Origin of the sequence: uncultured Moraxella sp. (genome assembly GCF_945873075.1) — a bacterium.
Taxonomy (GTDB): domain Bacteria; phylum Pseudomonadota; class Gammaproteobacteria; order Pseudomonadales; family Moraxellaceae; genus Moraxella.
Genome location: NZ_CAMCBS010000014.1, coordinates 16,004 through 42,214 on the forward strand (window position 1 = coordinate 16,004; position 26,211 = coordinate 42,214).

Sequence of the window (26,211 nt, forward strand, 5' to 3'; positions counted from 1 at the left end):
GCATGACATTATCAGTCGTATTGATAATCTTTCAAATAAAAATGCCCTAATTTAACAAAAATATCGTCCAAATGCCAATACTTTTTTGTCAAATGGGGAAAATTGGTTGCCTATTTTGCACATTTTTTATGTAACTTGATAGGTGTGCTGTGTTGCTCAACTGTATCATGCGAAACCCTGCGGGGGCATTATCTAGGGTAAATTCATCACAAAATGGCGTAAACTGCCGATCGGTTGATGGGCAAGTGAGTAGCTGTACAGGGTGGTGGGTAAAAGGGCGGATGTCATGCACTTGGTGCACATGACCGCACAGTACGGTGTGTGCGTGGGGGTGTTTGAGTAACACTTGCCAAAATTCTTCTTTATTACCAAGAATATACGCATCCATCCATGCTGAGCGCATTAGCACAGGATGATGATGCAGAGCGATGAGTGTCGGGTGTGGATGATGGTGTAGCTCATCATCTAGCCAATCCAGTGATGTGTGTGGCAATGAGCCGTGTGTCTCGCCATTGACTGTGCTATTTAATAATAGCACTCGCCACAGGCAGTCACCGACACGGATATCCATGCTATGACAATCACACAGCCTACTATCGGGCGTGATGGGAATGTGCTGTCGCTCGGCAAAGGGCAATCCTGTCCCAATTTCGTGCGTCACATCATGATTGCCAGCGATACAGACAAAGGGCAAGCGTGTGGCACGCAACTGCTCAAATAGCCAATCATACGCACTGCTATTACCATCATTGACCAAATCTCCTGTCAATAGTAGCAAATCAGGTGCATCATCAATAGCAAGGCTTAGCACTTGCAAAAATCGTTGATAGCTTGGTGCGCTACCCACCTGACCCGTCAGATGCAAATCTGAAATTTGAGCAATGTCAAAGCTGAGCTTGCTTGTCGCAAGATGGGTGGGTGGATAGGTCAAATAGGTCATTGGCTTTGGACAATCTGTTGTCATGATACTCTGCGAATTGATTGAATCATTTAAATCAGGATGAAAATCAAACAATGCAACAGTGTAGCGTAATCAAGATGGGTGGTCAATCAGCCGCGCTGAATCATGCGACCGCTCAGCTTGAGTATGGTAAAAGATACAAAAAACCCAACGGCCAGCATCAGCACGATGGCAAGACCTGTCTGAATATCTAGCCAGATACTGCCCCAAACACCACCAGTGACGGCGATTTGGGCGAATATCATGGCAAATAGTACCATCATGGCAGGGGATTTGGCATACAATCGAGCAATCAGCGCAGGCAAAATCAACAACCCGCTAATCAATAGACTGCCAACAGCCTGCAACGCCACTGCACAAAATCCTGCTAAAAGCCCCATAAAAAACAGATGTTGATGTGCAGGGTTGATGCCTTGGATTTGGGCAAGTGCTTCTGAGGTAGCCAGTTTGACCTGCGCCTGCCAAATCAATGCCAAAATCACAAGACCAAGCACAATGAGTAGGGCAAGTCGTGACAAATCTGCCCAATCGATATCCAAGAGACTGCCAAATAAAAAGCCTAACACATTGGCCTGTTGCTGAGTCAGCTGAGTCAGGGTTAACAACCCAAGGCAAAGTAACGTCGATGCTAATACCGCAAGTGTGGCATCATTAGGCAGGCGAGTGTCTTTGATGAATGTCAGGATAAGTATCACCACCACACTGATCACCCCGATGCCGATGTCGGCAGGTAGGCTCAGCGCTGATGCCAAAGCTACCCCGAGTAATGCGCCATGCGCCAAGGTATCCGAAAAAAACGCCATACGACGCCACAGCACCAGACAGCCAAGTGGTGCGGAGAGTAGAGCGATGAGCGTACCTGCAATCCAAGCAGGAGCAATGATGGGTAGCCAATCAGTCATAAATCGTCAGTGCGTGTGATGGTGCTCATCATGATCTAGATGATGTTCACAGTGGGTGTGTTGGTGGATGTACGGTGCTTGATAACCGAATAATTGTACAAACTCAGGCGAGATGGCGATTTGGCTTGGCACGCCTTGACAGCAGATGTGTTTGTTCAGGCAAATCACACGCCGAGAGCCTTTCATCACCCAGTGCAAATCATGCGACACGACAAGCATGGCACACTGTAAAAAATCCGGCAAAGTATCCAAAAACTGATACAGCCAAGCTTCGCTTTCGGGGTCTAGCCCCTGCATGGGTTCGTCCAGGATAAGTAAATCAGGTTTATCAAGCAAAGCACGAGCCAATAGCACACGCTGAGTTTCACCGCCTGATAGGTGATGCATCTGACGCTCAAGCAGCGGCTCAATGGACAGCTTATCATAGATATAGGCTTTTTGGTCAGCGTTTAGGCGTTTGCGATTGGCCTGAGCAAGTAAATCAACCGCCCGCAGTGGCAAAATTGTCGGCACGCTAAATCGCTGTGGCACATAGCTGATACGATTGGTTTGCTTATTGATACGCCCTGTGGTGGGCTTAAGCAGCCCCAAGATAAGCTTGACAAGGGTGGATTTGCCTGCACCATTTGGGCCGATAAGACTAATCATCTCACCGGCTTTGATATCAAATGTGATGTCATGCACCAAGTGGCTACCGTCAGAAGTCTGATAGCCGACTTGGTCAATGCCAAGCACGACCGATGCGTTATTCGGCAGGTCGGCAGTCACGGCAGATGCCTTTTAGCTCGATGACACTGCGTTCGATGGTGAATTTGGCATCATCGGTGGCGAAGTCCATCATGGCATTGACAGGTAGGTTGCTGCATTCTTCGACTTTTTCACACACACGGCAAATCAAAAATGCCGCAGCGTGGTTTGAGCGTGGATGACAGCATGGGACATAGGCGTTCATTGAGCTTAGCTGATGGATCAAGCCTTCGTTCAACAAAAACTCAAGCGAGCGATAAATCGTCGGCGGGGCGATGTTTTTGTTTTTATCACCGATGGTTTTGCTTTTTTGGCGGCTAAATTGTAGTGCGCTGATCAAATCATAAGCACCCATTGGCTTGTCAGCAGCCAAGATCAGTGCATAAACTTCTTCACGCAAAGGGGTAAATCGTACGCCACGCTCCAGACAGTGATCTTTGGCTTCTTGCATGCGCTTGATTGGATCGTTGTGATGTCCATGATAGACATCATGTTGGTGAAATTGACAGGAAAGATCAGTAGAGTGAGTGGCTGGCATAATAAACCCCAGATGATGGTACAACTTTGACTCGTTACAGCTTGGTCATCCATCAGTAAAACAAAAAATAACGCCCAAGAACAAGTGTCCCAAGGCGTCCAAACTGCGTTATATTATATGCTACTTATCGCAGTATGCCTATACAACTTTTTGTATCTTTATGAAAACAATGTAGCATTCTTGTAAATAATTTGATTAATATATAACCAATTATTCAAATCCAAAATACAGATACAGTATAACATAAAAATTTGATTTGTGCTATACTGTATCCGCACTTGCAATTTTACCAATTTACAGTATGATGATTGACTTACTATAAGGTGGTACAGTTATGAAGAATACAATAAAATCTAGCTTAAAATCAAGTTTGAAACTTAGCCTGGCTGCGATGGCAATCGGTGGTATCGTAGCGACAAATGTCGCACTGGCAGGTACGGTGACGGTGAGTAATTATCCGTTGGCACTGCTGTCAAAAGCCGTCACACAGGGTAATCACGACGCACAAGTACTGCTCGGTGCGGGTGATGTGGGTCATCATGGCTCACTTGCACCAAGCAAAGTCAAGCTTGTCGAAGACAGTGATTTTGTGGTGTGGTTTGGAGCGGATTTGGAACAAAATTTGGTCAAGACACTTGATAAAGCACCAAATGCCATCTCGTTATTGCAGTTCAATGCCTTTACCCGCTATCCACAGCGTAACATCGACGGTACTGCCAAGCCTGATACGCTAGACCCGCATATTTGGCTAGACCCAACCAACGCCAAAGCCATTGTCATGGCACTAGCCGTCATTCATGGCCATGCCAATCCTGATGCCAAAGAAGAATACCAAAAAAATGCACAAGCATTTATTGCGAAGATGGATGAAATCAGCGCCAAAGTCGCTGCACCAACGCCAGTTGCGTATTGGGCGTATCATGATGCTTATCAATATCTTGAGCCATCAGCAGGGCTGAAATTTGCCGGTGCGCTCACACCTGACCATCATCTGAACCCAAAAGCTAGTCAGTTCAAGCTACTGAATAGCACACGACCAACGCCGCATATGTGCCTAGTATCACAAGGCCCTGTGTCAGATGGTATCAAAAACAAGCTTGGCAATGTGACTGTCACTATCCAACAAGAAGATATGAGCGGCGGTGAAGCGGATTTTGTCGGGGCATGGCAGACGCTTGTGACAAGTATCCAGCAGTGTGTGAATGCAAAATAACACTTGCCCAAGCAAATGGTGCTATTTATAATACAACGACTTGGTAAATTGCCAAGTCTTTTTTTATTGGCCAATCCATCGGTTCTAAAGGCATTTGTCATGACCCAACCTGCCAAGCGCACTCATCAGACACTTATTTTTCAGCGCCAAAGACGCCAAAGCTATGCCGTACTTGGTGTGATTGTGATTGGTATCATTATAAGCCTTGTGATGGGTGATACTCAGCATACCATCGCCAAAGGGATGGCGATGGGTAGTATCGTGGCTTACATCGCCCAAAGTGCTTTTACCTATATTGCATATCATACGACAGGCGCTCGGCATGCTCGGCAGATTATGCTTAATATGTATCTAGGGCAGATGACCAAGTGGCTTATCACTTTGGTGGGGCTTGCGCTCACCTTTATATATTTGCCGACGGCGAATGAGATTGCTGTTATTATTGGTTATTTGTTGATGATGATCGCACATAGTGTGACAATGTTTTTTACAAAAACCTGATTAAATCAAAGCCTAACAAGCCAAAATTGCATCAAAATGTTACCAAATCAGAAAAACCCAATAAAAAACACTGTTTTTATCAAAAAGCATCATAAATTTGCAAAATTTCGGTAATAAAAACCACATTAGCTCTTTACATATCGCCTACACTAAAGTAATATACTCATTTAGTTACAAATGCAATTTATTGTTTAGCTTCGCCGCAGTTTGGGCAAGTCTCTCATTAATCATCGTATCACACTAAGTCAGACACATCGCTTGGTGATTTATCTACGAGATGGGATTTCCAAAAAATAGTTTTTTTTGGTGACAATGGATTGAATGTGTTGATATGGTAACTTCGTTTTTGATTTGGCGTATTTTCTCCAATCTTTCTTTTGTTTGAGTTAAAATAAGAAGCTTATTATGGCAGCCGAACAGACATCATCACAATATATTGCTCACCATTTGACCAACTGGACATATGGCAATCACCCAGAGCACGGTTGGAAAGTTGCAGCAGATGCAAAAGAAGCCGCTGAGATGGGTTTTAGTGCCATTCATCTGGATTCTATGCTATGGTCAGTTGGCTTGGGTATCTTTTTTTGCGCACTGTTTTGGGCGGTTGGTCGCAAAGCGACTTCAGGCGTCCCAAGCAAGTTGCAAGCGTTTGTTGAGCTGATTGTAGATTTTGTGGATAACAGTGTCCGTGAATCATACAATGGGCCATCAAAGCTGATCGCACCATTGGCTCTTACGATTTTTGTGTGGATTTTCTTGATGAACTTGATGGACCTAGTGCCAATCGACTTCATCCCATCACTAGCACAACAAATCGGTGCGGCTATGGGTCATGATCCGCATCATGTTTACTTTAAGATTGTACCAACAACCGATCCAAACATCACTTTGGGCATGGCGATTGGCGTATTGTTCCTAATCATCGGTTTTGGTATCAAGTATAAAGGCATTGGCGGCTTTATTGCAGAATTTACCCTGCACCCATTTAGTGCAAAAAACCCAATTTTGCAAGCCGTACTAATCCCAGTGAACCTAGTACTAGAAATCGTTACTCTATTGGCAAAACCAATCTCATTGGGTCTGCGTCTATTTGGTAACATGTACGCAGGTGAGCTGATCTTTATCTTGATCGCATTGATGCCATTCTGGATTCAGTGGGCATTGAGTGTGCCTTGGGCAATCTTCCATATTTTGGTTATTACTCTTCAGGCGTTCGTATTTATGATGTTGACGATTGTATATCTATCGTTGATCTCAGCACAATCCGAACATTAATTTGAAAACTTTTTCACTAACCCTTTTATTTTAGGTCATTAAGGAGACATCATGGATCCAGTAATCGCACAGTACACACTACTTGCAGTAGCTCTACTAATCGGTCTAGGTGCACTAGCAACAGGTATCGGTTTCGCTATCCTAGGCGGTAAATTCCTAGAAAGCACCGCTCGTCAGCCTGAACTAGGTTCACAACTACAAACCAAAATGTTTATCGTAGCTGGTCTACTTGACGCCGTACCAATGATCGGTGTTGGTATCGCAATGCTACTATTGTTCGCCAACCCATTCGCATAAGCTGAAACCGTCAGTTTAACGACCACCTTTGTGTTGATAACTCAAGCAAAGGTGGGTATCACCTGACTTTCACTAACAACGAGGTGATTGGATGATCAATTCTACCATTATCGGTCAGATGATTGCGTTTGCGATTTTTGTGCTATTTTGCATGAAATTCGTATGGCCGCCACTGATCGGCGCGATTAATGAGCGTCAAAGAAAAATCCAAGACGGCTTAACTGCCGCAGAAAAAGCGAAAGCAGACCTAGCTTCTGCTGATAAGCAAATCGAACAAGAATTTGCCGCAGCAAAAACCGAAGCAGCTTCTATCATTGAGCGTGCAAACAAAACTGCCAACCAAATGATCGAAGATGCAAAAGCTCAAGCACGCCTAGAAGGCGAGCGCATCATTGCACAAGCACACGCAACTATCGAGCAAGAAGTTGCTCAGTCTCGTGATCAGCTTCGTAAGCAAGTCGCTCAATTGGCTGTGTTAGGTGCAGAAAAGATTTTGCAAGACAAAGTCAATGAACAAGAACACGCCAGCATGCTTGACCAGTTGGCGGCTAAGCTGTAATTAGAGGATAACATGGCTGAACTATCTACCTTAGCAAGACCATATGCCAAAGCAGCATTTGACTACGCTAAAGAGCAAAATGCAATTAACAACTGGGAGACCTATTTGTCAGTTGCAAGCAGTATTGTGCGTAATGAAGACTTTGCTTCACTACTAAGCAATCCAGCCATTTCTGCAGATCAAAAGGCAGATATTTTGATTGATGCCTGCAATAAACTATCAGCAGAAGAAGCTTCTCAAGCGTTGGGTAATTTTACCAAACAGCTAGCAGAGCATGACCGTTTGGCGCTATTGCCAGAAATTCATGCGCTTTACAGTAAGCTAAAATCACAAGAGCTAAAACAGGTTGACGCTTACGTTACTTCAGCCTATCCGCTAACAGAAGCCCAGCGTAAAAACCTGCAAGAGCGCCTTGCTATTTCGACAGGCTCTATCGTTATCTTGCATGAAGAAGTTGATCCAGAGCTACTTGGTGGGGCGACGATTAAAGTGGGCGACAAGTTTACTGATGGCTCAGTGCGTGGCAAGTTAAAACAATTAAAGACTCAGCTAACTGCGTAAGCGGTCGGCTGTCTAATTTAAAGGAAACAAGGCAATGCAACAATTGAATCCAGCCGAAATCAGCAATCTGATTAAGCAGCGTATTCAAGACCTTGACGTAGGCGCAACTGTAAAAACTGAAGGCGTTATCGTCAGTGTCTCTGATGGTATTGTGCAGATTCATGGCCTAGAAGAGGCAATGTATGGCGAGATGATCGAGTTTGAAGGCGGTGTCTATGGTATGGCACTTAACCTTGAACAAGATTCAGTCGGTGCAGTTGTACTGGGTGAATATCTAAGCCTACAAGAAGGTCAAAAAGCTTATTGCACAGGCCGTATTTTGGAAGTTCCAGTTGGACCAGAACTTCTAGGTCGTGTCGTTGACGCTTTGGGCAACCCAATCGATGGTAAAGGCCCAATCAATGCGAAACTCACTGATAAAGTTGAAAAAATCGCACCAGGCGTTATTGCTCGTCAATCAGTCGATGAGCCTGTAATGACTGGCTATAAAGCAGTAGATACCATGATTCCAATCGGTCGTGGTCAGCGTGAGCTAATCATTGGCGACCGCCAAACTGGTAAAACTGCACTAGCAATCGATGCGATCATCGCTCAAAAAGATTCTGGCATCAAGTGTGTGTATGTTGCCGTTGGTCAAAAGCGTTCAACCATCGCAAACGTTGTGCGTAAGCTAGAAGAGACTGGCGCATTGGCATATACGACCGTTGTTGTTGCATCTGCTTCTGAGCCTGCTGCACTACAGTACATCGCGCCTTATTCAGGCTGTACAATGGGCGAATACTTCCGTGATCGCGGTGAAGATGCACTGATTGTTTATGATGATCTGTCAAAACAAGCGGTTGCTTATCGTCAAATTTCATTGCTACTACGTCGTCCACCAGGACGTGAAGCATATCCAGGTGACGTATTCTATCTACACTCACGCCTACTAGAGCGTGCGTCACGTGTCAATGCTGACTATGTTGAAGCATTCACCAATGGCGAAGTAAAAGGCAAAACTGGTTCTTTGACCGCATTGCCTATCATTGAAACCCAAGCTGGTGACGTTTCTGCATTCGTACCAACAAACGTAATTTCGATTACTGACGGTCAGATTTTCCTTGAGTCAAACCTATTTAACTCAGGTATCCGTCCTGCGGTGAACGCTGGTATTTCGGTATCTCGTGTTGGTGGTGCTGCACAAACCAAAATCATCAAAAAGCTATCAGGCGGTATCCGTACTGCGCTAGCTCAGTATCGTGAACTCGCAGCGTTTGCTCAGTTTGCTTCTGACCTTGATGATGCAACCAAGCAACAGCTAGAGCATGGTGTTCGTGTTACTGAGCTAATGAAGCAAAAGCAATACGCACCAATGTCTATCGCTGACCAAGCAGCTGTCATCTATGCTTCAAACGAAGGCTATTTGGCTGATGTTGCTGTAGAAAAAATTGGCGCGTTCGAAGAGTCGTTCCTACGTTATCTACGTACCGAACACGCTGCATTGATGACTGAAATCGACGAAACTGCTAACTATAACGATGACATCGAAGGTCGTCTAAAAGCTGCAGTTGAAGCGTTCAAAGCATCACACAGCTTCTAAGCTGTATTCAAGCAATATGGTGTGTTAAGCGTTGTTTTAACGCACCATAAACCCATTCTAAGATAAGTCCAGTATTGGAATAACTATGGCAAGCTTAAAAGAAATTCGTGCAAAAGTAACCAGCATTAAAAGCACGCAGAAGATTACTCGTGCAATGCAAATGGTGGCTGCCAGTAAAATGCGTCGTGCTCAAGAGCGAATGGAAGCAGGTCGTCCTTATGCTGACGGTATGCGTCGCGTTATCTCGCATTTAGTGCAGGCACAATCGGACTACAAGCACCCATATATGGTAAGCCGTCCTGTCAATCGTGTTGGCTTTGTGGTGGTTACTTCTGACCGTGGCTTGGCAGGTGGCTTGAACATTAACTTGTTCAAAAACTTGCTTAAAAAAGTCAAAAGTTATCAAGAGCAATCTGTTGAGATTGAGTTTGCTGTTATTGGTGCAAAAGGCGTTGGATTTTTTAAAAACTTTGGTGGCAAAGTAACTTCTGCCGTAACCGATTACGGTGACAATCCATCACTTGAGCAAATTAACACGCCAGTTCAAGCGATGCTTGATGACTACCTAAATGGTAAGTTGGATCGCATTTATTTGGTGTACAACCAATTTATCAATGCAATGGCTCAAAAGCCAGTAACTGAGCAAATTGTACCTTTGGCAGAAGCAGAATTTGATGATGCTAAGCTACAAGCACATAGCTGGGATTATATCTACGAGCCTGATACCAAGACGCTAATTGATAGCCTGCTATTGCGCTACATTGAATCGATTGTTTATCAATCAGTGCGTGAAAACATTGCATCAGAACAATCAGCGCGTATGGTAGCAATGAAGGCAGCAACAGATAATGCTGGTAACTTAATTAAAGAACTACAGTTGGTTTATAACAAGCTGCGTCAAGCGGCGATTACCCGAGAGATTTCGGAAATCGTTGGCGGTGCTGCCGCTGTTTCTTAATTGACTAAATTATAGAAAAATAGGAGAACGCAATGAGCGGTCGTATTGTACAGATTATTGGCGCGGTTATTGACGTTGCATTTGACCGTGGTCAAGTACCACAAATTTACGATGCACTAAGTGTAGATGGCACAGAAACTACACTAGAAGTGCAACAACAGCTTGGTGATGGCGTTGTTCGTACCATCGCAATGGGCTCAACTGAAGGTCTTAAGCGTGGTCTTTCGGTATCTAACTCTGGTGCACCGATTTCTGTACCAGTAGGTCAAGCGACACTAGGTCGTATTATGGATGTCTTGGGTCGCCCAATTGACGAAGCTGGTCCTGTGAATGCAGCTGAAAAATGGTCTATCCACCGTGAAGCACCAAGCTATGATGAGCAATCAAACTCAACTGAGCTACTAGAAACTGGTATTAAAGTTATTGATCTACTGTGCCCATTCGCTAAAGGTGGTAAAGTTGGTCTGTTCGGCGGTGCTGGTGTTGGTAAGACCGTTAACATGATGGAGCTGATTAACAACATCGCCTTGAAACATTCTGGTCTATCTGTATTTGCTGGTGTTGGTGAGCGTACCCGTGAAGGTAACGATTTCTACCACGAAATGCAAGAAGCTGGCGTTGTTAATACCGAAGACTTCACTAAGTCTAAAGTAGCAATGGTTTATGGTCAGATGAACGAGCCGCCAGGAAACCGTCTGCGTGTTGCTTTGACTGGTCTGACTATGGCAGAATACTTCCGTGACGAAAAAGACGAAGCGACTGGTAAAGGCCGTGACGTTCTGTTGTTCGTTGACAACATCTATCGTTACACCCTAGCAGGTACTGAAGTATCAGCACTTCTAGGCCGTATGCCATCAGCGGTAGGTTATCAGCCAACATTGGCTGAAGAGATGGGTGCGCTACAAGAGCGTATCACTTCTACTCAATCAGGCTCTATTACTTCTGTACAAGCGGTTTACGTTCCTGCGGACGACTTGACTGACCCATCACCAGCGACGACGTTCGCTCACTTGGATGCAACAGTCGTACTTAGCCGTGACATCGCTTCACAAGGTATCTACCCTGCGGTTGACCCACTAGACTCTACTTCTCGTCAGCTTGACCCACAAGTCATCGGTGAAGAGCACTACAACGTCGCTCGTGGTGTGCAAGAAGTTCTACAACGCTATAAAGAGCTAAAAGACATCATCGCCATCTTGGGTATGGATGAGCTGTCTGAAGAAGATAAACTGGTTGTTTATCGTGCTCGTAAGATTCAGCGTTTCTTGTCACAGCCATTCCACGTTGCCGAAGTATTTACTGGTGCACCTGGTAAGTATGTTGCACTTCGTGATACCATCGCTGGCTTTAAAGCGATTATCGAAGGTGAATACGACCATATGCCAGAACAAGCGTTCTACATGGTTGGTGGCATCGAAGAAGCAGTTGCAAAAGCTGAAAAACTTAAAGCTGCATAATTGTGCCAAATCAGATGATTGCCAGTGTGCAGTCATCTGATTCAACTTAGAACCGTTCCTAGTTATTATGGGAGATTATCATGGCAACTTTTAAATGCCGAGTTGTAAGTGCTCGCGAAGAGTTGTATTCTGGCGATGTTAGCATGCTAATCGCATCGGGTCATGGTGGTGAAATCGGTATTTTGGCAGGTCATACGCCATTAATCACGCTTTTAAAACCAGGTGCAATGCGTCTAAAATCAGCTGATGGCACATCTGAAGAAGTCATCTATGTTTCAGGTGGCGTGCTAGAAGTTCAACCAAATGTGGTAACTGTCCTAGCCGATAGTGCTGATCGTGCCAAAGATCTTGATGAAGCTAAGATCGCTGAAGCTCGCCGTGCAGCAGAGCAAATGCTTGTCAATCAGACTGATACATTGCAAACAAACGCTGCATTAGCTGCATTAGCAGAATCTGTGGCTCAGCTACAAACTATCCAAAAGTACAAAAACCGTGCCTAATCGGTTTATGAGTTAAGTAATCCGCTTTAAGGATCAATCATGACTGCAACTCCAGAAAAAGAAGGTATGCCAAGAATTCTCATCGTTGAAGATGATGAACGTTTGGCAATGCTCACCCAAGATTATCTGCGTCGCAATGATTTAGATGTTGCGATTGAGACTGATGGCACTCGTGCTATCCGTCGTATCATTACAGAACAGCCAGACTTAGTAGTGCTTGATGTGATGCTGCCTGGTAGTGATGGATTGACAGTCTGCCGAGAAGTGCGAGCGCATTATCAACAGCCGATTTTGATGCTGACAGCTCGTACTGACGATATGGATCAAGTGCTTGGTCTTGAGATGGGTGCTGATGACTATGTAGCCAAGCCTGTTCAGCCCCGTGTCCTTTTGGCTCGTATTCGTGCCTTACTTCGTCGTTCTGATTCTGCACCAAGTGATGATTCACCACAGCGCCTTGAGTTTGGTGATTTGGTGATTGATAACGGCGGTCGTTCGGTCACACTTAATGATGAATTGGTTGACTTCACCAGCGCTGAATATGACTTGTTGTGGCTATTGGCTTCAAATGCTGGTCGTATTCTGTCTCGCGAAGATATTTTTGAGCGTTTGCGTGGCATCGAATATGATGGTCAAGATCGCTCAATCGATGTGCGTATCTCTCGTATTCGTCCAAAGATTGGTGATGATCCTGAGAATCCAAAGCGCATCAAGACAGTACGAAGCAAAGGCTACCTGTTTGTCAAAGAAGGCAACTGATCTTTATCATGTTAACACAAAAGCTGGCTTAATGGCTGGCTTTTGTTATTTCAACTCATCGGTGACATATGGCTCGACTTACCTTAACCGAACGAAGCATTTTTTTTAGAATCTATGCTGGACTCTTGCTAGTTTGTATTTCGGTTGCTTTTTTTGCATATTTATTGGTGGATACGCTCAATCAAGAACGGGTGCAAAATTATCGTGAAACTGTTGCAACTGGCGTTTTTTATTTGATTGGGCAGGGGGTGACTAACCAAAGCACGCCCGCTGCTCGTACTTATTGGCTTGATGATGCCAGTCGTTTATTTGGTAGCAAGTTTGAGATTGTTCAGATAGATGATGTTAAGCTTAAGGCTCGAGAATTGCGTCGATTGGAGCAAGAGCAGACGGTAGTACGCTATGACAGTAGTGTCAATGAATACTTGGTCTATCATCGCATCAGCGGTGAGAATAATTTGCTTACCGTTCGTGTGTCACAAGTCGGCGAGCGTCAGGTACGAGCTTTGGCTATTTTTTTGTTGGATGATTTGTCGTATTATCCTACACAAGAAGCCAAAGAAGCTCGGTTGCATTTTTTAAGCGAGAAATTTTCTTTTCCGATTCGCTTATCTGAGCTCGAAAAACTGAGCCTTGATCAAGATCAAATTGCTAGATTGCGTCGTGATGAGCCAGTGATTATTTTTAATGATGGCAATGGTATTAGTTCATACATCAGTGTAGTTGCCCCATCAGATGTCGAAGGGCGGATGATTGTCATCGGTCCGATTTCTTTGTTTAATTGGTTTCCATTTAACCTGCTTGCTAGCGTGGTGCTCATTTGCATGTTGCTCATCGCCTTGGGCGTGTACGGCTTGATTTTCCCATTAGAGCGTCGCTTAAGATTGTTACAAGCAGGTGTTGATCAAGTTTCCAAAGGGAATCTTGACACCAAGGTGCAAGTGGTAGGTCATGATGATATTGCACGCCTGTCGATGACTTTTAATGCGATGACTGGGCATATTAAGCGACTTATCGAGTCGCAGCGAGAGCTGACTCGTGCAGTATCGCATGAACTGCGTACGCCGGTGGCTCGTATTCGCTTTGCGGTGGATATGCTTGCTGATACCGATGATGCTGATTCTCGTCAATTGCAAAAGAACTTTATCGATGAAGATATTGAATCGTTAAATGATTTGATTGATGAGATTTTGACTTATGCCAAGCTTGAAGAAGGCTCGCCAAAACTGGATTGGGAAATGGTCAATTTGTCACAACTGCTCGAGCAAATCGAACGAGAGACCAATGCACTCGGTAAGCCAATCAATATTCGTTGCATCTTACCATCACCAAAAATGGAAGCGATGGCAGATCGTCGCTATCTGCATCGTGTGGTACAAAATTTGGTCGGCAATGCGATGCGCTATGCATCATCGACGGTACAAGTCAGTGGTGGTATCGAAAAAGGTATGGCTTATATCTGCGTTGAAGACGATGGTCATGGTATTGCTGAAGTAGATCGTGAGAAGATTTTTGTGCCGTTTGCAAGACTTGATGATAGTCGTACCCGCACTTCTGGGGGCTATGGTTTAGGCTTGTCAATTGTGAGCCGCATTGCATTTTGGTTCAATGCCAATTTATCTGTCGATGAAAGTCCATCACTTAAGGGTGCGCGCTTTATTATGCGATGGCCAATTAGACAGGTAGGTGTGACTATTGCAGCAGATGAGCTGACCCAAGAGCGCGTCGAATTGACAATTAATCGGTCTTAGATAATTGACACAAGCTGCCCATCAGATCTCTGATTGGGCGATTTTTTCGCTCACAATTTCAGTCATCAAAGGAATGCTAACACTGACTTCAAGTCCACCATCAGGATGGTTGCGTGCATTGACACTGCCTTGATGTAAGTGGGCGATACGACTGACGATGGCAAGCCCAAGTCCGCTGCCTTGTGTGGTGCGTGCCGACTCTCCCCGCTCAAAGGGCTGCATGATGCGCTCCAGCTGATCTTCAGCGACGCCATCACCTTCGTCTTTGACGCATAGCACCAATGTCGGAAAACTGCCTTCAATCTCACCATCAGCAGCCAAAATCGTCGCTGATAGGTGAATGGGCTCGCTGCCGTAGCGGATGGCATTATTGACCAAATTAATAATTAGTCTCTTGATGGACAACGGTCTGACTGGCACAGACTGCTCAATATCACTCTCATAAATAAAACGAGTGCCATCAAACTGAATCATGATTTCCTTAAAAATCGTATCGAGATTGGTTAATTTGACAGGCTCATCCGAACCATCTTTCATAAATGAAATGAACTGATCCAAAATCGCATCCATATCTTCGATGTCATAGACTAAGCCTTCACGGAAAAACTCATCCGGTAGCATCTCGGCAGTCAGGCGCATCCGTGTCAATGGCGTACGCAGGTCATGACTGATGCCTGCTAGCATGATGGTGCGCTCTTTTTGGGCTTGGCTAAGTGTAGTAAAGAGTCGGTTAAAAGCAGTATTCACTTGGCGGATCTCGCTTGGGCCTGTTTGGGTTGGCAGTGTGGTGGCATGACCTTGGCTGATATAATCGCCTGCTGCACGCTCAAGACGCTTCAATGGACGGTTCAAGCCACGAATCAGCACCCAAATCGTCAATATCGTCAAAAATGGAATGCCAAAAATAAATCCAGCCAGTACCCCCGTGCTGTACTGAGAGTAGTGCATCATCGGCTCACGAATCCAAATGTTGGGATGAGCACTGTCTTGAATCCACAGCTTTGGCACCGGCTTGAATTTAAAATACACCTTGACTTCACGCCCAAGACTGCGTTCAAGCTCATCAGCAAATACTTGTGTAATACTGGTAATCAGCACCTTGTCAGTGACATCAGGAAACTGCGTCGGGTCGCTGATGATTTCAATGTGCGTGTTATCCTGTAGCCATCGCAAAAATTCTGGATTATTACGCCACTCTTCTTTGGCGGATGTTAAAAGCTTGATTTCGCTCGCTAGATAACTTGCATGGTTTTGAATTTCAGGCTGGTATAGACTTCGCCAAAACAGCCACAAAGACAGCGTCACGCTCACAAAGACAATGAAAAATACCATAGCAACCGTCTGCATGGTGTTTGAATGAAGTCGATAACGAAGTCGTGAAAAAAAATGGCGTGTCTTGGTGCTCATAGGATTTTGACAAAAGTGGTGCAAGAATGCTCATTGTACCACAGCTTTTGTGGTGGATTTGTATAATATGATCAAAAGATAAAAATTTTACTTTAAAGATGACAAAATCCTTGCTATAATTAACGCCTTTTAGTGGTTCAGGTTCGTAAACGGCTCATCCTCAACTTCATCGAATCTGTATCATGCTCTAATTCTTGCACAAATTATTTTTTTGTTTTTAAACTTTTAAAGAGAGTTATCATGGTAGTTATTCGTCTAGCCCGTGGCGGTTCAAAAAAGCGTCCATTTTATCAAGTCGTAGTTGCTGACAAGCGTGCAGCTCGTGACGGTCGCTTTATCGAAAAAATCGGTTTCTTCAACCCACTAGCTCGTGGTCAAGAAGTTGAAACTCGTATCGACCTAGAAGCTTACAATGCGTGGATTGCAAAAGGCGCACAGCCAACTGACCGCGTTGCTTCATTGGTTAAAGCATTGAACAAAGCTGCTTAATTTGCAATTTTGTCCCAACGGTTTGCACCATCACAGGCATGAGCTTGTATGCAGGGTGTAAGCCGTTTTGTGCTATCAAATCCTATTGTTTTTTAAAATAAGCCAAATCGTGACTGTTTCAAAACCGAATTTATCTCGTCAAAGTAGCGCACCAGATGCATCGACATTGGTCAAGATTGCTACGCTAAAAAAACCCTACGGCATCAAAGGCTGGCTTTGGGTGTTTAGCGAAACCGACGAACGCTCGGGTATTTTTGAGATGTCGCCATGGTGGATGAAAACAGCCACAGGATTTAAGCCATTAACCGTCAAAGACTGGCGTACTCAAGGTCAAGGCTTGGTTGCCTGCTTTGAAGAGATTGCTGATCGCAATGTCGCTGAAACCATGAATGGTACAACCATTTGGGTGTCCAAAGATAGCTTCCCTGAGCTTGGCGACGATGAGTATTATTGGTCAGATTTGATTGGACTGACTGTGATTAACGAACAAGGTGAAAATCTTGGCGTAATCAAAGAGATGTTTGAAACAGGTGCGCATGAGATCATTTCTGTCAAGCCAACTACTGACAGTATTGATGCCGAAGAGCGCCTAATCCCGTGGCATCGTGATGTGGTGCTGTCGGTGGATTTGTCAGCCAAAACCATGCTCGTGGCATGGGGCGCTGATTACTAAAGTGTGATTGTCAAAAGCTGATTAAGACAGCCGTCAAGACTCACCAATTAACCAAATTTAGGATAAGCCAACTGCCGTGTTTTTTGCTGTCATCAGTATTTTGCCTGAGATGTTCACTGCGATGACCGACTTTGGGGTCGTGGGGCGAGCCATCAAACGACAGCAGGCAAGCGTTGTGCTGATTAATCCTAGGGATTTTACAACAGATAATTATCGCCGTATTGATGAGCGTCCCTTTGGTGGCGGACCGGGTATGGTGATGATGGCAGAACCGCTTGAAAAGGCGATTTTGCACGCCAAAGACTTGGCAAGACAAGCTGGATGCCGAGTTGATGACGGTGCGTGCCCTGTGGTATATTTATCCCCACAAGGCAAACAGCTCGATGAACCGAGCGTGGTACAGATGGCGTCATTGGATGGCATGATTTTGTTATGCGGTCGTTATGAAGGGATTGATGAGCGACTGCTTAAGCACTATGTCGATGCCGAAATATCCATCGGTGATTATGTGCTGACAGGTGGTGAGCTACCTGCGATGGTGGTCATGGATAGTGTGATACGCAGACTGCCACAGGTGATGGGCGATGACTTGTCCGCTCTGCAAGATTCCTTTGTTGATGGCTTGCTGGATTGTCCGCACTATACCAAACCGCTTGATTTTCATGGCGACGCTGTGCCAGAAGTACTGCTATCAGGTCATCATGCCAATATTGCCAAATGGCGATTTTTGGAGCAGGTCAAACGCACCCAAGCACGCCGACCTGACTTGTGGGCAAAATTTAGCCCCACCAAACAGCAACTCAAGTGGCTCAAAGACTTGAAAGATTGATTTTGCCTGTGTGGTTCAGGTGCTGCGTCAATAGACGCTTTATGTAACGATGGTATGCGGTCTTTTAACCATGATTAATCATAAGATTGATAAAAAAGACTTTTTAGCCTATGCCATGATAATTGGAGAATTTCCATGAGCAACAAACATCCACTAGTACAAGTTGTTGAAAATGCACAACTTAAAGACCATCCTTCATTCGGCCCAGGTGACACTGTTGTCGTTCAAGTAAAAGTTCGTGAAGGTGACCGTGAGCGTCTGCAAGCGTTTGAAGGCGTGGTGATCGCTAAGCGTAACCGTGGTCTAAACTCAGCATTCACCGTGCGTAAAATCTCAAGCGGCGTTGGCGTTGAGCGTGCATTCCAACTACACTCACCACTAATCGCAAGCATCGAAGTGAAACGCCGTGGTGATGTACGCCGTGCGAAGCTTTACTACCTGCGTGAGCGTTCAGGTAAGTCTGCTCGTATCAAAGAAAAATTGGGCGCGCGTAAAGAAGCACAGTAATCTTGCGACTTGCTTAATTTTCAAAACCCCCAAGTTTGCGCTTAGGGGTTTTAGTTTGGTGTTTTTTTAGCTACTACTTACTACTGTATAAAAAAATTCCCAAAGTGCAAGCACGATGGGAACTGTGTGGTACGACAATCGAGTGATTAGTCGTTGCGGAATGCTTTATGGCATGAGCCACAGGTGCTTGCCATTTCGCCAAATTGTTTTTCGACATCGGCAGCTGATTGAGCGGTCGCAGCAGCGGTTGCTAGTGCGGTCGCAGCAGCGTTGAATTTCTCGGTTTCGGCTTTGAATGCTGCTGCATCAGTCCAGATGGCGTCTTTGGCTTCGCCGCCCTTGGCTGCATCACCTTCAAAGTGCTTCCACATATCTGCGGTGCTGTTTGCGATGGTGTCAGCATTTTGTTTAAAAGTGGCTGCATCAAAGCTTGATGGGTTTTCTAGCATGCCTTTCATGGTTTCGTTGGCACGACGCCAATCTTTCATTAGATTTTCACGAGCTTCTACAGGGTTTGCGCCTGCTTCGGCGGTGTTTGTCGCAGGTGCGGCAGCGGTTTCTGTTTTGCTACAAGCGCTGATGGCTAGTGCTGATGCAAGTAGTGCAGTAAGTACAAGTTTTTTGTTAAACATGGGGCTTCCTTATTTGGTGAATTGAATACACAATTTGCTCAATATCGGTGGCATAACAATTTATCACCAACGAGCGATGATAAATTGTTCCCATTGTACCCAAAAAATCAATAAAAAGCTGTATTTTTAACCAAAAAAGCACAAAATAACAATAAATAGTGATTTTATCAAACTAAGACATCAAATCAAGACATCAAAGTGCCAGCCAGTCTTTTGGCTTAAGATAAAAATCCGTCAGTTCAAATTCAGGCGTGCCTGCCGTCGGCTCATAGCGATATTCCCACGCAGCCAGTGGTGGCATCGATACCAAAATCGACTCGGTGCGACCATTGGACTGTAAGCCAAACAGCGTGCCACGGTCATACACCAAATTGTACTCAACATAGCGACCACGACGATACAGCTGAAAATTGCGTTCACGCTCGCCATAGGCACGGTGTTTGTTATTTTCAAAAATCGGTACAATGCCATCGATATAGCCTTGACCCACCGCCTGCATGAATTTAAAGCAAGTGTCAAAATCCCAGCCCGTGCTGTCTGTGTTGACATCATCATAAAACAGTCCGCCCACGCCACGACATTCGCCACGGTGCTTGAGATAAAAATACTCATCGCACCATGCTTTGTATTTGTTATAGACACCATCGCCAAAGGGCTGACATAAGTCATGCGCCACCTTGTGCCAATGCTTAACATCATCCAATGCAGGATAAAACGGCGTCAAATCAAAACCACCGCCAAACCACCAAATCGGCGCACCGCCATCGGTTGGGGTGGCAACAAATAAACGCACATTGGCATGGCTCGTTGGTACATACGGATTTTTTGGGTGGATAACAAGCGAAACGCCAAGCGCCTGCGCTTTTGCGCCAGCAAGCTGTGGATGGCGAGTGGTAGCAGATGCAGGCATCTGATTGATGTGAATATGGCTGAACATCACGCCGGCTTTTTCGATGACTTGACCGCCTGCGAACACGCATGAGCGACCACCACCGCCTTCGGGACGCTCCCACACATCAGCAATAAATTTGGTATCGCTACGACCATCAACACCGCCTGTATGTTCTTGATTTTCAAGCGCTTTGATGATGTTATCTTGTAGGCTTAATAAAAATTCTCGCACAGCGGCAATTTGCTTTTCCATTGGTTTTTTTCCGTAGATTTTAAAATATGTTTAAAATATTCTTGATAGTTTTTGGTTAATCACTTATTAATGCGTATCCAAATCATCGGCATTAATAAAGTGATTCATCTTCACGCCTTTGGTGGTTAAGTAGTCTTGATTGTGCTCATTGACACCGACAATCAGCGGACGACGCTCAACGACTTCAAAGCCTTGTTCCACCAAGTCATTGACTTTATTGGGATTATTGGTCATCAATGCCAGTCGTGTAACGCCTAAATGCGTGAGCATCACTTGACACATCTCATAGGTGCGCGCATCGGCAGGCAGACCTAGTAGCAGGTTGGCGTCCAGCGTGTCATGACCTTGGTCTTGTAGGGCGTAGGCACGGATTTTATTGGTCAAGCCAATGCCACGACCTTCTTGGCGTAGGTACAAAATCACGCCGCAGCCATGTGCTTGGATGGCTTGCATGGCGGCATTGAGCTGTGGGCCGCAGTCGCATTTGAGCGAACCAAAAGCATCGCCTGTCAGGCACTCTGAATGAATACGCACCAGTGGTAAGGTGGTAGGGTCAGTGCTTGGCAGCCCAAAGCTTAGGGCGATGTGCTCTTGTCCGTTTTCGTTTTCGAATACATGAATGTCAAATTCGCCATGAATGGTTGGCAATTTGGCTTGGGTGATAAATTGATACAAAATTTGCCCCTTGTTGTGGGATTGGCTGTGATGATTTTGCCCAAAATCAGGCATAATTGTCAAAAATCACACAGCAAAAGTCGATATTTAGTAATTTTTGATGAAAATTCTAGGAATAAATGGGGTTTTTCTAGCAAAAACAAAGGCTATCTTGTAAAATAGTCGCTTAATGGCAAATGAAGTTTGGGCATCGCTCATGATAAAATCATTCGCCTTACATCATCAAAAATGCTATTATGCCACACTATTTTCGATGATGAAATAAACTTATTTTGTTGGAAGTTAGCCAGTCATGTCAGATTTTGCACCAGCTCACCAAAAATCGTATTCCGCTCAAGTCTTTGATGAGATTTTGACGGTGCGTCCTAATACGCCGATTTTGGATCGGGTGGCATCGCCTGCCGATTTAAAGCATTTATCCAGTGATGAACTGATTGGGCTTGCTGATGAATTGCGTGCGTATCTGCTGTACTCGACAGGCGTGAGCGGTGGGCATTTTGGTGCCAATCTTGGCGTGGTTGAGCTGACGATTGCGCTACATACTGTGCTAAATACACCTTATGATAAGCTCGTGTGGGATGTCGGTCATCAGGCCTATGCCCACAAGGTACTGACAGGTCGCCGTGAGCGTCTGCCAAGCATTCGCTCAAAAGATGGCTTGACGGCATTTCCCGAGCGTAACGAAAGCGAATACGATACCTTTGGCGTCGGTCATTCATCGACATCGATTTCAGCAGCGCTTGGTATGAGTCTAGCTGCCCGATTGCTTGGCGAAAATCGCAAAGTCGCTGCCGTGATTGGCGATGGGGCGATGACAGGCGGTATGGCGTTTGAAGCGATGAATGACGCTGTACAACAAAATGCCGATTTGCTCGTCGTGCTCAATGATAATGATATGTCCATCTCGGCGGCGATTGGCGGATTTTCACGCCATTTGGCACGCCTATGGCAGCGTGGGCTTGCGATGGATATCGATAAGCATGGCAATATCTTGATGGTCAAGCGTGATATTTCATCCGATGACCGCCGTATTCGCCATTATCTACACATGGCAAATGAAGCGTTTGAAGATGTCTCAAGCCGTCTGCCAAGCAAGATTGGTGAGAAAATCAGCGGACTGTTTAGTGGTACGCCATCGTCGCCACTGCCTGATAAGATTGCCGAGAAAATTGGCGATAAATTATTTGCAGATAACCTGTTTAAGGCGATTGGCTTTACTTATCTTGGGCCGTTTGATGGGCATGATTTGCCAAAGCTTGTCAGTGTGCTTGAGCGAGCAAGTAAGCTCAAAGGCGCGGTGCTTGTCCATGTGCATACGGTCAAGGGCAAGGGCTTTTTGCCGGCTGAAGCTGATCCGATTGGTTATCACGCCATTGGTAAATTACCAAAAACAACTGATGTCGCTCATGCAAGCAAGCCAAGTACGCCACCTGCCAAAAAATATTCACAAATCTTTGGCGAATGGCTCATGCACACCGCCAAAGCCGATGATAAGCTTGTCGCCATCACCCCTGCGATGGCAGAAGGCTCGGGCATGGTTGAGTATACCAAAGCATTCCCTGAGCGGTTTTTTGATGTGGCGATTGCCGAACAGCACGCTGTGACTTTGGCAGCAGGTATGGCGACGAGCGTGCTCAAGCCTGTGGTGGCGATTTATTCGACATTTTTGCAGCGTGGCTATGATCAGCTGATTCATGATGTGGCATTACAAAATCTTGATGTCACCTTTGCCATCGACCGAGCGGGGCTCGTGGGTGAAGATGGGGCGACACACGCCGGTGTGTTTGATTTGGCGTATTTACGCTGTGTGCCAAATATCATCATCGCAGCACCAAGTGATGAGCATGAGTGCCATCAGCTCCTGAATGCGTGCTATCAGTATCAAGGCACGGCGGCGGTACGCTATCCACGGGGCGCAGGCATTGGGCGTGCGGTGGATGTGGCAGATACGCCAATTCAGATTGGTAAAGCCAATATCGTGTGGCGCTCGGATAATGCTGAGTCAGAACAAGCGCAAAAGCTTGCCGTGCTTGCCTTTGGGACACGCCTAGCTGATGCTAAGCGTGCTGCCATGCGTTTGGCTGATAAGGGCGTGGCGGTCGTTGTGGTTGATATGCGCTGGGTTAAGCCACTGGATACTGCGCTGATTGATATACTGATTGCCGAAGGCGTGACGCACTTTGCGACAGTCGAAGAGCATCAAATCGCAGGCGGCGCAGGCAGTGCGGTCAATGAATATATGATTGCACAGGGCTATCCAGTCAAGCTCAAAAATCTTGGCATTACTGATCGTTTTATTGAGCACGCCAGCCACGAACAGCAACTGGCTGCTTGCGGTCTGGATGCAGATGGGATTTATCAGTCTTTGGCAGATTGGCTATAAACAAATTGCCCATCATCATGACGAATGATGATGTATTATTTAACTTTGATTTTAACTTTGATTTTTAACTTTAGTCATTTACTTGTAAAGGTGAGTTATGGAACCGATGGTTGTCATGGCGGCAAATGCTGCCAAAAAAGTGGGTCATGAAATTTTGCGTGCGCATCAAAATCGCCACCGCCTAGATTTGGCGGTTGAGTCCAAAGGGCTTGATGGTTTGGTGACGCAAATCGATCGTTATGCTGAAGAGCTGACCATCGCCACGCTCAAAGAAAGCTACCCAAATCATTCTTATTTGGGCGAAGAATTTGGGCTACAAGAAGGCAAAGGCAACGATGCCGACTGGTGCTGGGTGATTGATCCGCTTGATGGCACGCAAAACTTCGTGCATGGTGTACCGCATTTTTGTGTTTCGATCGCTGTCCAAAAAAATGGCGTCACCGAGCATGGCGTGGTCTATGACCCTGTGCGTGATGAGCTGTTCTCTGCCAGTCGTGGCCGTGGCGCACTGATGAACCAGCGTCGCCTACAGGTGAGCGAACGCAAAACCATCGAAGGCGGTCTATTCACCACTGGTCATCCATACGAGCGTATGGTGGGCGAAGAGCGTGTGAGCTTTGCTCGTCAGCATTTTGCTAGCCTACAAGCCATCTGTGAAAATGGCGGTCAAGTGCGCCGTTTTGGTTCGGCGGCACTGGATTTGTGCTATGTGGCAGCGGGTCGCTTTGATGGCTATTTTGAAATGTCACTCAAGCCTTGGGATGTGGCGGCAGGCGAGCTGATCGTCACCGAAGCGCGTGGTGTCGTCGTCGATCATAAAGGCGCGCCAAACGCCATGACCACAGGCTCAGTCTTTGCGTGTAATATGAAGCTACTTAAGCCATTGATGCAGCTGGTTGTCCCACGCTGGGAAAATGCACTGGTTGGCTGATTTGGCGTATTGAGCCACGCTTATCAAGCACTCGAGCAATCGGGTGCTTTTTTGTTGACAACATTAATCAAATCAATGCGTAACAAGACTCATTATTATTAAACAGGCGTTAAACAACTGTTTTTCGTCAAATATGACAAACTGTGTCAAAAATGAAACAAGTGTTTACACTTTATCGGGTTAAAATCGCAATAAGTCGTTGTGTACATTCGTAAACTTAGGTTATACTACATCCATCAAATAAATACAGTGTCGAAAGCATCGCGCCATCGACCATAAGATGAGGAAATCACAATGGCAACAGCGACCAATATTACCGAAATGAATGTGCTATCAAAAGGTAAAGAACAGCCAATCACCAGCGAGATGATTGTTGCCGTACTAAAGAAATTGGCACAAGGCAATCCAAAGCCACTGGCGATGACTGCCTAAGCAGTATTTAGCTTAGCTAATAAGTTTCATAAATTGGGTTTATAAAAAAGTCGCTTTTGGCGGCTTTTTTGTTTGTGAGGTATTGCTTTTTTTGGTAGATTGGATGTTTGGCAGTGCTGTTGATTATTAAACTTGGCAAAGCCTGTACTGCGACAGTTGCCAAGCTTATTTGGCTAATTGATTGGCTTATCTTTAGGTAATAAATTTTCGTAAATCTGCAAACCTTCTTCAATCAGCCCAATCAGCTTATCACTATGTGGCAGGGCGCTTGGGCAGGCAGTGATACCAAAATCAATACGATTTTGATAATTGGTAAAGCTGATGTTGAGCGCCTGACCGTCAAACAGCACGGACGCAGGATAGATGCCCGTGAGCCGTGCGCCATTGAGATACAGCGGCGTGTCATCCCCGGGAACATTGGAGATAATCAGATTAAAGGCTTGCTTGGTGGGTAGTGCACCTGTGGCAAGGTTTAGTCCCGCCCAGCCGTAGCTGAGCGCCGTATAATTAATCACACCGGCAAATGACAGCCGATTAAAGCGATTTTTGCCATCTTGGATGCTTTGGTGAATGTCCATCAGCCGAGTGAGAGCGTCATCTTGGTGGGTGCTAAGATTGGTTGGCACAAATGAGATTTGATTGCCAAAAGCGCTGTCATTTTTGCGCAGTGAAATCGGCACAAAGGCAATCAGTGGTTGGCTTGGTAGCTGATTTTCGCCAAGCAAATACTGACGCAGTGCATGAGCGCACACCGCTAGGATAACATCATTGGTGCTGACATCGAAGGCTTTGGCAATCAGGACAAATCGCTCTTTATCAAATGGGCGAAATCCCAGACGGCGAGCCGTGCCAATACGCTGATTGAGAATGGATTTTGGCGCATCAAAGCTACTGATAAACGGCGTGTTTTGTGCGTATTTTTTGGCAAAATCTTGCATAATCTCACGGCACACAGGACGGATGCTATCAAGCTGTTCACGGGCGGTTTGCTTGATGGTTTTGGGTGTTTGTACAAGATTTTTTTGGCGTTTTAGATTGTGTGCCCACACAGGCAGGATGTTTTTATCCTGTGGATTTTGGGAAAGTGAACGCTGAAATAGGCGCATGGCAGCGACACCATCGGTCAAGGCGTGATGCACTTTCATAAATAAAGCAAATCGCTTGGGCGCACCCAGTGTCTCGGGCAGTAGATTGTCAATCAAATGTAGCGACCATAGCGGGCGAGTACGCTCAAGCCGTCTTTCATGAATGTGCGAAATCAGCGTCATCAGCTCATCATCGCTGCCCGTCTCAAGCTTGTGATAATGGCAATGATGATACAGCTGAAAATCATCTGAAGTACGCCAAAACAATCGGCGATACAGCACTTGATTAAACGGGAAATTCGGCAGTGCGTCGGTGTTGATTTCGCTAATCAGCTTGGCGACAAAGCCATCATCGCCATCGGCTGGGATTTCAAATGTACAAAGGCCTGCCACGTGCATGGGCTGCTTGGCATTTTCCAAAATCAAAAAAAGCAAATCAACGATGCTTAAGGCACGCACAATCTTG

Annotated in this window: 28 protein-coding genes; 19 read left to right on the top strand and 9 right to left on the bottom strand. The window is 45.6% G+C overall.

The features are described from left to right. Positions 1 to 88: 88 nt before the first annotated feature. The 4 genes from Q0N89_RS06100 to Q0N89_RS06115 all read right to left on the bottom strand — a co-directional run bounded on the left by Q0N89_RS06100 (position 89) and on the right by Q0N89_RS06115 (position 3,148). A complete protein-coding gene (locus tag Q0N89_RS06100) occupies positions 89 to 964 on the bottom strand; it encodes a metallophosphoesterase (protein WP_294034450.1) in 876 nt (291 codons plus the stop codon). A gap of 86 nt (positions 965 to 1,050) precedes the next feature. Continuing rightward, positions 1,051 to 1,863, bottom strand: a complete 813-nt coding sequence (locus Q0N89_RS06105; protein WP_294034452.1) for a metal ABC transporter permease — start codon at positions 1,861 to 1,863, stop codon at positions 1,051 to 1,053. Positions 1,864 to 1,869: 6 nt separating this feature from the next. Continuing rightward, positions 1,870 to 2,631, bottom strand: a complete 762-nt coding sequence (locus Q0N89_RS06110; RefSeq protein WP_294034454.1) for a metal ABC transporter ATP-binding protein — start codon at positions 2,629 to 2,631, stop codon at positions 1,870 to 1,872. Next, positions 2,609 to 3,148, bottom strand: coding sequence for a Fur family transcriptional regulator (locus Q0N89_RS06115; protein ID WP_294034456.1), 540 nt, complete (start codon positions 3,146 to 3,148; stop codon positions 2,609 to 2,611). The genes Q0N89_RS06110 and Q0N89_RS06115 overlap by 23 nt, the downstream gene beginning before the upstream one ends. A 334-nt stretch (positions 3,149 to 3,482) precedes the next feature. On the opposite strand from Q0N89_RS06115, the gene Q0N89_RS06120 reads away from it, so the two are divergent. The 12 genes from Q0N89_RS06120 to Q0N89_RS06175 all read left to right on the top strand — a co-directional run bounded on the left by Q0N89_RS06120 (position 3,483) and on the right by Q0N89_RS06175 (position 14,558). Further along, the gene (locus tag Q0N89_RS06120) at positions 3,483 to 4,361 is read left to right on the top strand and encodes a metal ABC transporter substrate-binding protein (RefSeq protein WP_294034458.1); all 879 of its coding nucleotides are present in this window, start codon (positions 3,483 to 3,485) and stop codon (positions 4,359 to 4,361) included. A gap of 99 nt (positions 4,362 to 4,460) precedes the next feature. Further along, on the top strand, positions 4,461 to 4,862 hold the full coding sequence (locus tag Q0N89_RS06125) for an ATP synthase subunit I (RefSeq protein ID WP_294034460.1): 402 nt from the start codon (positions 4,461 to 4,463) through the stop codon (positions 4,860 to 4,862). 405 nt (positions 4,863 to 5,267) lie between these two features. Then, entirely contained in the window at positions 5,268 to 6,137 is an 870-nt protein-coding gene (gene atpB, locus Q0N89_RS06130) for a F0F1 ATP synthase subunit A (protein ID WP_078253313.1), read from the top strand. Positions 6,138 to 6,188: 51 nt separating this feature from the next. Continuing rightward, positions 6,189 to 6,434 (top strand): F0F1 ATP synthase subunit C, encoded by a 246-nt coding sequence (gene atpE / locus Q0N89_RS06135; protein ID WP_078253314.1) that lies wholly within the window; start codon positions 6,189 to 6,191, stop codon positions 6,432 to 6,434. A 91-nt stretch (positions 6,435 to 6,525) separates the two neighbouring features. Beyond that, on the top strand, positions 6,526 to 6,993 hold the full coding sequence (locus Q0N89_RS06140) for a F0F1 ATP synthase subunit B (RefSeq protein WP_078253315.1): 468 nt from the start codon (positions 6,526 to 6,528) through the stop codon (positions 6,991 to 6,993). 12 nt (positions 6,994 to 7,005) lie between these two features. After that, positions 7,006 to 7,554: a F0F1 ATP synthase subunit delta gene (locus Q0N89_RS06145; RefSeq protein WP_294034465.1), complete on the top strand. Its 549-nt coding sequence runs from the start codon at positions 7,006 to 7,008 to the stop codon at positions 7,552 to 7,554. Positions 7,555 to 7,588: 34 nt separating this feature from the next. Then, positions 7,589 to 9,133 carry a F0F1 ATP synthase subunit alpha gene (gene atpA, locus Q0N89_RS06150; protein ID WP_294034467.1) on the top strand — a complete coding sequence of 515 codons (1,545 nt, stop codon included), beginning with the start codon at positions 7,589 to 7,591 and terminating at the stop codon, positions 9,131 to 9,133. An 85-nt stretch (positions 9,134 to 9,218) separates the two neighbouring features. After that, entirely contained in the window at positions 9,219 to 10,091 is an 873-nt protein-coding gene (gene atpG / locus Q0N89_RS06155; protein WP_294034470.1) for a F0F1 ATP synthase subunit gamma, read from the top strand. Between the two features lie 32 nt (positions 10,092 to 10,123). Next, the gene (atpD, locus tag Q0N89_RS06160) at positions 10,124 to 11,548 is read left to right on the top strand and encodes a F0F1 ATP synthase subunit beta (protein ID WP_078253319.1); all 1,425 of its coding nucleotides are present in this window, start codon (positions 10,124 to 10,126) and stop codon (positions 11,546 to 11,548) included. 80 nt (positions 11,549 to 11,628) lie between these two features. Next, positions 11,629 to 12,048, top strand: a complete 420-nt coding sequence (locus Q0N89_RS06165; protein WP_294034473.1) for a F0F1 ATP synthase subunit epsilon — start codon at positions 11,629 to 11,631, stop codon at positions 12,046 to 12,048. Positions 12,049 to 12,087: 39 nt separating this feature from the next. After that, the gene (locus Q0N89_RS06170) at positions 12,088 to 12,807 is read left to right on the top strand and encodes a response regulator (RefSeq protein ID WP_294034475.1); all 720 of its coding nucleotides are present in this window, start codon (positions 12,088 to 12,090) and stop codon (positions 12,805 to 12,807) included. A 68-nt stretch (positions 12,808 to 12,875) separates the two neighbouring features. Next, positions 12,876 to 14,558 (top strand): ATP-binding protein, encoded by a 1,683-nt coding sequence (locus tag Q0N89_RS06175; protein ID WP_294034477.1) that lies wholly within the window; start codon positions 12,876 to 12,878, stop codon positions 14,556 to 14,558. A gap of 21 nt (positions 14,559 to 14,579) precedes the next feature. Here Q0N89_RS06175 and Q0N89_RS06180 read toward each other — a convergent pair whose 3' ends face one another. Beyond that, positions 14,580 to 15,965, bottom strand: a complete 1,386-nt coding sequence (locus Q0N89_RS06180) for an ATP-binding protein (protein ID WP_294034479.1) — start codon at positions 15,963 to 15,965, stop codon at positions 14,580 to 14,582. A 240-nt stretch (positions 15,966 to 16,205) separates the two neighbouring features. Here Q0N89_RS06180 and rpsP point away from each other — a divergent pair, with 240 nt between their 5' ends. The 4 genes from rpsP to rplS all read left to right on the top strand — a co-directional run bounded on the left by rpsP (position 16,206) and on the right by rplS (position 18,463). After that, positions 16,206 to 16,454, top strand: coding sequence for a 30S ribosomal protein S16 (gene rpsP / locus Q0N89_RS06185; RefSeq protein WP_078253324.1), 249 nt, complete (start codon positions 16,206 to 16,208; stop codon positions 16,452 to 16,454). Between the two features lie 109 nt (positions 16,455 to 16,563). Further along, entirely contained in the window at positions 16,564 to 17,127 is a 564-nt protein-coding gene (gene rimM, locus Q0N89_RS06190; RefSeq protein WP_294034482.1) for a ribosome maturation factor RimM, read from the top strand. 76 nt (positions 17,128 to 17,203) lie between these two features. Further along, on the top strand, positions 17,204 to 17,956 hold the full coding sequence (gene trmD / locus Q0N89_RS06195) for a tRNA (guanosine(37)-N1)-methyltransferase TrmD (RefSeq protein ID WP_294034485.1): 753 nt from the start codon (positions 17,204 to 17,206) through the stop codon (positions 17,954 to 17,956). A gap of 135 nt (positions 17,957 to 18,091) precedes the next feature. Then, on the top strand, positions 18,092 to 18,463 hold the full coding sequence (gene rplS / locus Q0N89_RS06200) for a 50S ribosomal protein L19 (protein WP_294034487.1): 372 nt from the start codon (positions 18,092 to 18,094) through the stop codon (positions 18,461 to 18,463). 146 nt (positions 18,464 to 18,609) lie between these two features. Here the strand turns inward: rplS and Q0N89_RS06205 are convergent, their stop codons facing one another. The 3 genes from Q0N89_RS06205 to ribA all read right to left on the bottom strand — a co-directional run bounded on the left by Q0N89_RS06205 (position 18,610) and on the right by ribA (position 20,914). Continuing rightward, positions 18,610 to 19,095: a cytochrome c gene (locus Q0N89_RS06205; RefSeq protein WP_294034490.1), complete on the bottom strand. Its 486-nt coding sequence runs from the start codon at positions 19,093 to 19,095 to the stop codon at positions 18,610 to 18,612. A 193-nt stretch (positions 19,096 to 19,288) separates the two neighbouring features. Further along, positions 19,289 to 20,239 (bottom strand): oxygen-dependent coproporphyrinogen oxidase, encoded by a 951-nt coding sequence (hemF, locus tag Q0N89_RS06210; RefSeq protein ID WP_294034492.1) that lies wholly within the window; start codon positions 20,237 to 20,239, stop codon positions 19,289 to 19,291. 66 nt (positions 20,240 to 20,305) lie between these two features. Next, positions 20,306 to 20,914, bottom strand: coding sequence for a GTP cyclohydrolase II (gene ribA / locus Q0N89_RS06215; RefSeq protein WP_294034495.1), 609 nt, complete (start codon positions 20,912 to 20,914; stop codon positions 20,306 to 20,308). A gap of 292 nt (positions 20,915 to 21,206) precedes the next feature. On the opposite strand from ribA, the gene dxs reads away from it, so the two are divergent. From dxs to Q0N89_RS06230, 3 genes are all read left to right on the top strand, one after another. Continuing rightward, positions 21,207 to 23,297 carry a 1-deoxy-D-xylulose-5-phosphate synthase gene (gene dxs, locus Q0N89_RS06220; protein WP_294034497.1) on the top strand — a complete coding sequence of 697 codons (2,091 nt, stop codon included), beginning with the start codon at positions 21,207 to 21,209 and terminating at the stop codon, positions 23,295 to 23,297. A 97-nt stretch (positions 23,298 to 23,394) separates the two neighbouring features. After that, positions 23,395 to 24,228, top strand: coding sequence for an inositol monophosphatase family protein (locus tag Q0N89_RS06225; RefSeq protein WP_078253331.1), 834 nt, complete (start codon positions 23,395 to 23,397; stop codon positions 24,226 to 24,228). A gap of 294 nt (positions 24,229 to 24,522) precedes the next feature. Then, a complete protein-coding gene (locus tag Q0N89_RS06230) occupies positions 24,523 to 24,660 on the top strand; it encodes a hypothetical protein (RefSeq protein WP_169835324.1) in 138 nt (45 codons plus the stop codon). Between the two features lie 173 nt (positions 24,661 to 24,833). On the opposite strand, the gene Q0N89_RS06235 is transcribed toward Q0N89_RS06230, so the two are convergent. After that, complete coding sequence (locus tag Q0N89_RS06235; RefSeq protein ID WP_294034502.1) at positions 24,834 to 26,204, bottom strand: wax ester/triacylglycerol synthase family O-acyltransferase; 1,371 nt, start codon at positions 26,202 to 26,204, stop codon at positions 24,834 to 24,836. Positions 26,205 to 26,211: the final 7 nt, after the last annotated feature.

Excerpts from the sequence above, each read along its gene's own strand:
- Q0N89_RS06100 (WP_294034450.1), bottom strand. The coding sequence starts at position 964 with ATGACAACAGATTGTCCAAAGCCAATGACCTATTTGACCTATCCACCC.
- Q0N89_RS06105 (WP_294034452.1), bottom strand. The coding sequence starts at position 1,863 with ATGACTGATTGGCTACCCATCATTGCTCCTGCTTGGATTGCAGGTACG.
- Q0N89_RS06115 (WP_294034456.1), bottom strand. The coding sequence starts at position 3,148 with ATGCCAGCCACTCACTCTACTGATCTTTCCTGTCAATTTCACCAACAT.
- Q0N89_RS06120 (WP_294034458.1), top strand. The coding sequence starts at position 3,483 with ATGAAGAATACAATAAAATCTAGCTTAAAATCAAGTTTGAAACTTAGC.
- Q0N89_RS06125 (WP_294034460.1), top strand. The coding sequence starts at position 4,461 with ATGACCCAACCTGCCAAGCGCACTCATCAGACACTTATTTTTCAGCGC.
- atpB (WP_078253313.1), top strand. The coding sequence starts at position 5,268 with ATGGCAGCCGAACAGACATCATCACAATATATTGCTCACCATTTGACC.
- atpE (WP_078253314.1), top strand. The coding sequence starts at position 6,189 with ATGGATCCAGTAATCGCACAGTACACACTACTTGCAGTAGCTCTACTA.
- Q0N89_RS06140 (WP_078253315.1), top strand. The coding sequence starts at position 6,526 with ATGATCAATTCTACCATTATCGGTCAGATGATTGCGTTTGCGATTTTT.
- Q0N89_RS06145 (WP_294034465.1), top strand. The coding sequence starts at position 7,006 with ATGGCTGAACTATCTACCTTAGCAAGACCATATGCCAAAGCAGCATTT.
- atpA (WP_294034467.1), top strand. The coding sequence starts at position 7,589 with ATGCAACAATTGAATCCAGCCGAAATCAGCAATCTGATTAAGCAGCGT.
- atpG (WP_294034470.1), top strand. The coding sequence starts at position 9,219 with ATGGCAAGCTTAAAAGAAATTCGTGCAAAAGTAACCAGCATTAAAAGC.
- atpD (WP_078253319.1), top strand. The coding sequence starts at position 10,124 with ATGAGCGGTCGTATTGTACAGATTATTGGCGCGGTTATTGACGTTGCA.
- Q0N89_RS06165 (WP_294034473.1), top strand. The coding sequence starts at position 11,629 with ATGGCAACTTTTAAATGCCGAGTTGTAAGTGCTCGCGAAGAGTTGTAT.
- Q0N89_RS06170 (WP_294034475.1), top strand. The coding sequence starts at position 12,088 with ATGACTGCAACTCCAGAAAAAGAAGGTATGCCAAGAATTCTCATCGTT.
- Q0N89_RS06175 (WP_294034477.1), top strand. The coding sequence starts at position 12,876 with ATGGCTCGACTTACCTTAACCGAACGAAGCATTTTTTTTAGAATCTAT.
- Q0N89_RS06180 (WP_294034479.1), bottom strand. The coding sequence starts at position 15,965 with ATGAGCACCAAGACACGCCATTTTTTTTCACGACTTCGTTATCGACTT.
- rpsP (WP_078253324.1), top strand. The coding sequence starts at position 16,206 with ATGGTAGTTATTCGTCTAGCCCGTGGCGGTTCAAAAAAGCGTCCATTT.
- rplS (WP_294034487.1), top strand. The coding sequence starts at position 18,092 with ATGAGCAACAAACATCCACTAGTACAAGTTGTTGAAAATGCACAACTT.
- Q0N89_RS06205 (WP_294034490.1), bottom strand. The coding sequence starts at position 19,095 with ATGTTTAACAAAAAACTTGTACTTACTGCACTACTTGCATCAGCACTA.
- hemF (WP_294034492.1), bottom strand. The coding sequence starts at position 20,239 with ATGGAAAAGCAAATTGCCGCTGTGCGAGAATTTTTATTAAGCCTACAA.
- dxs (WP_294034497.1), top strand. The coding sequence starts at position 21,207 with ATGTCAGATTTTGCACCAGCTCACCAAAAATCGTATTCCGCTCAAGTC.
- Q0N89_RS06225 (WP_078253331.1), top strand. The coding sequence starts at position 23,395 with ATGGAACCGATGGTTGTCATGGCGGCAAATGCTGCCAAAAAAGTGGGT.
- Q0N89_RS06230 (WP_169835324.1), top strand. The coding sequence starts at position 24,523 with ATGGCAACAGCGACCAATATTACCGAAATGAATGTGCTATCAAAAGGT.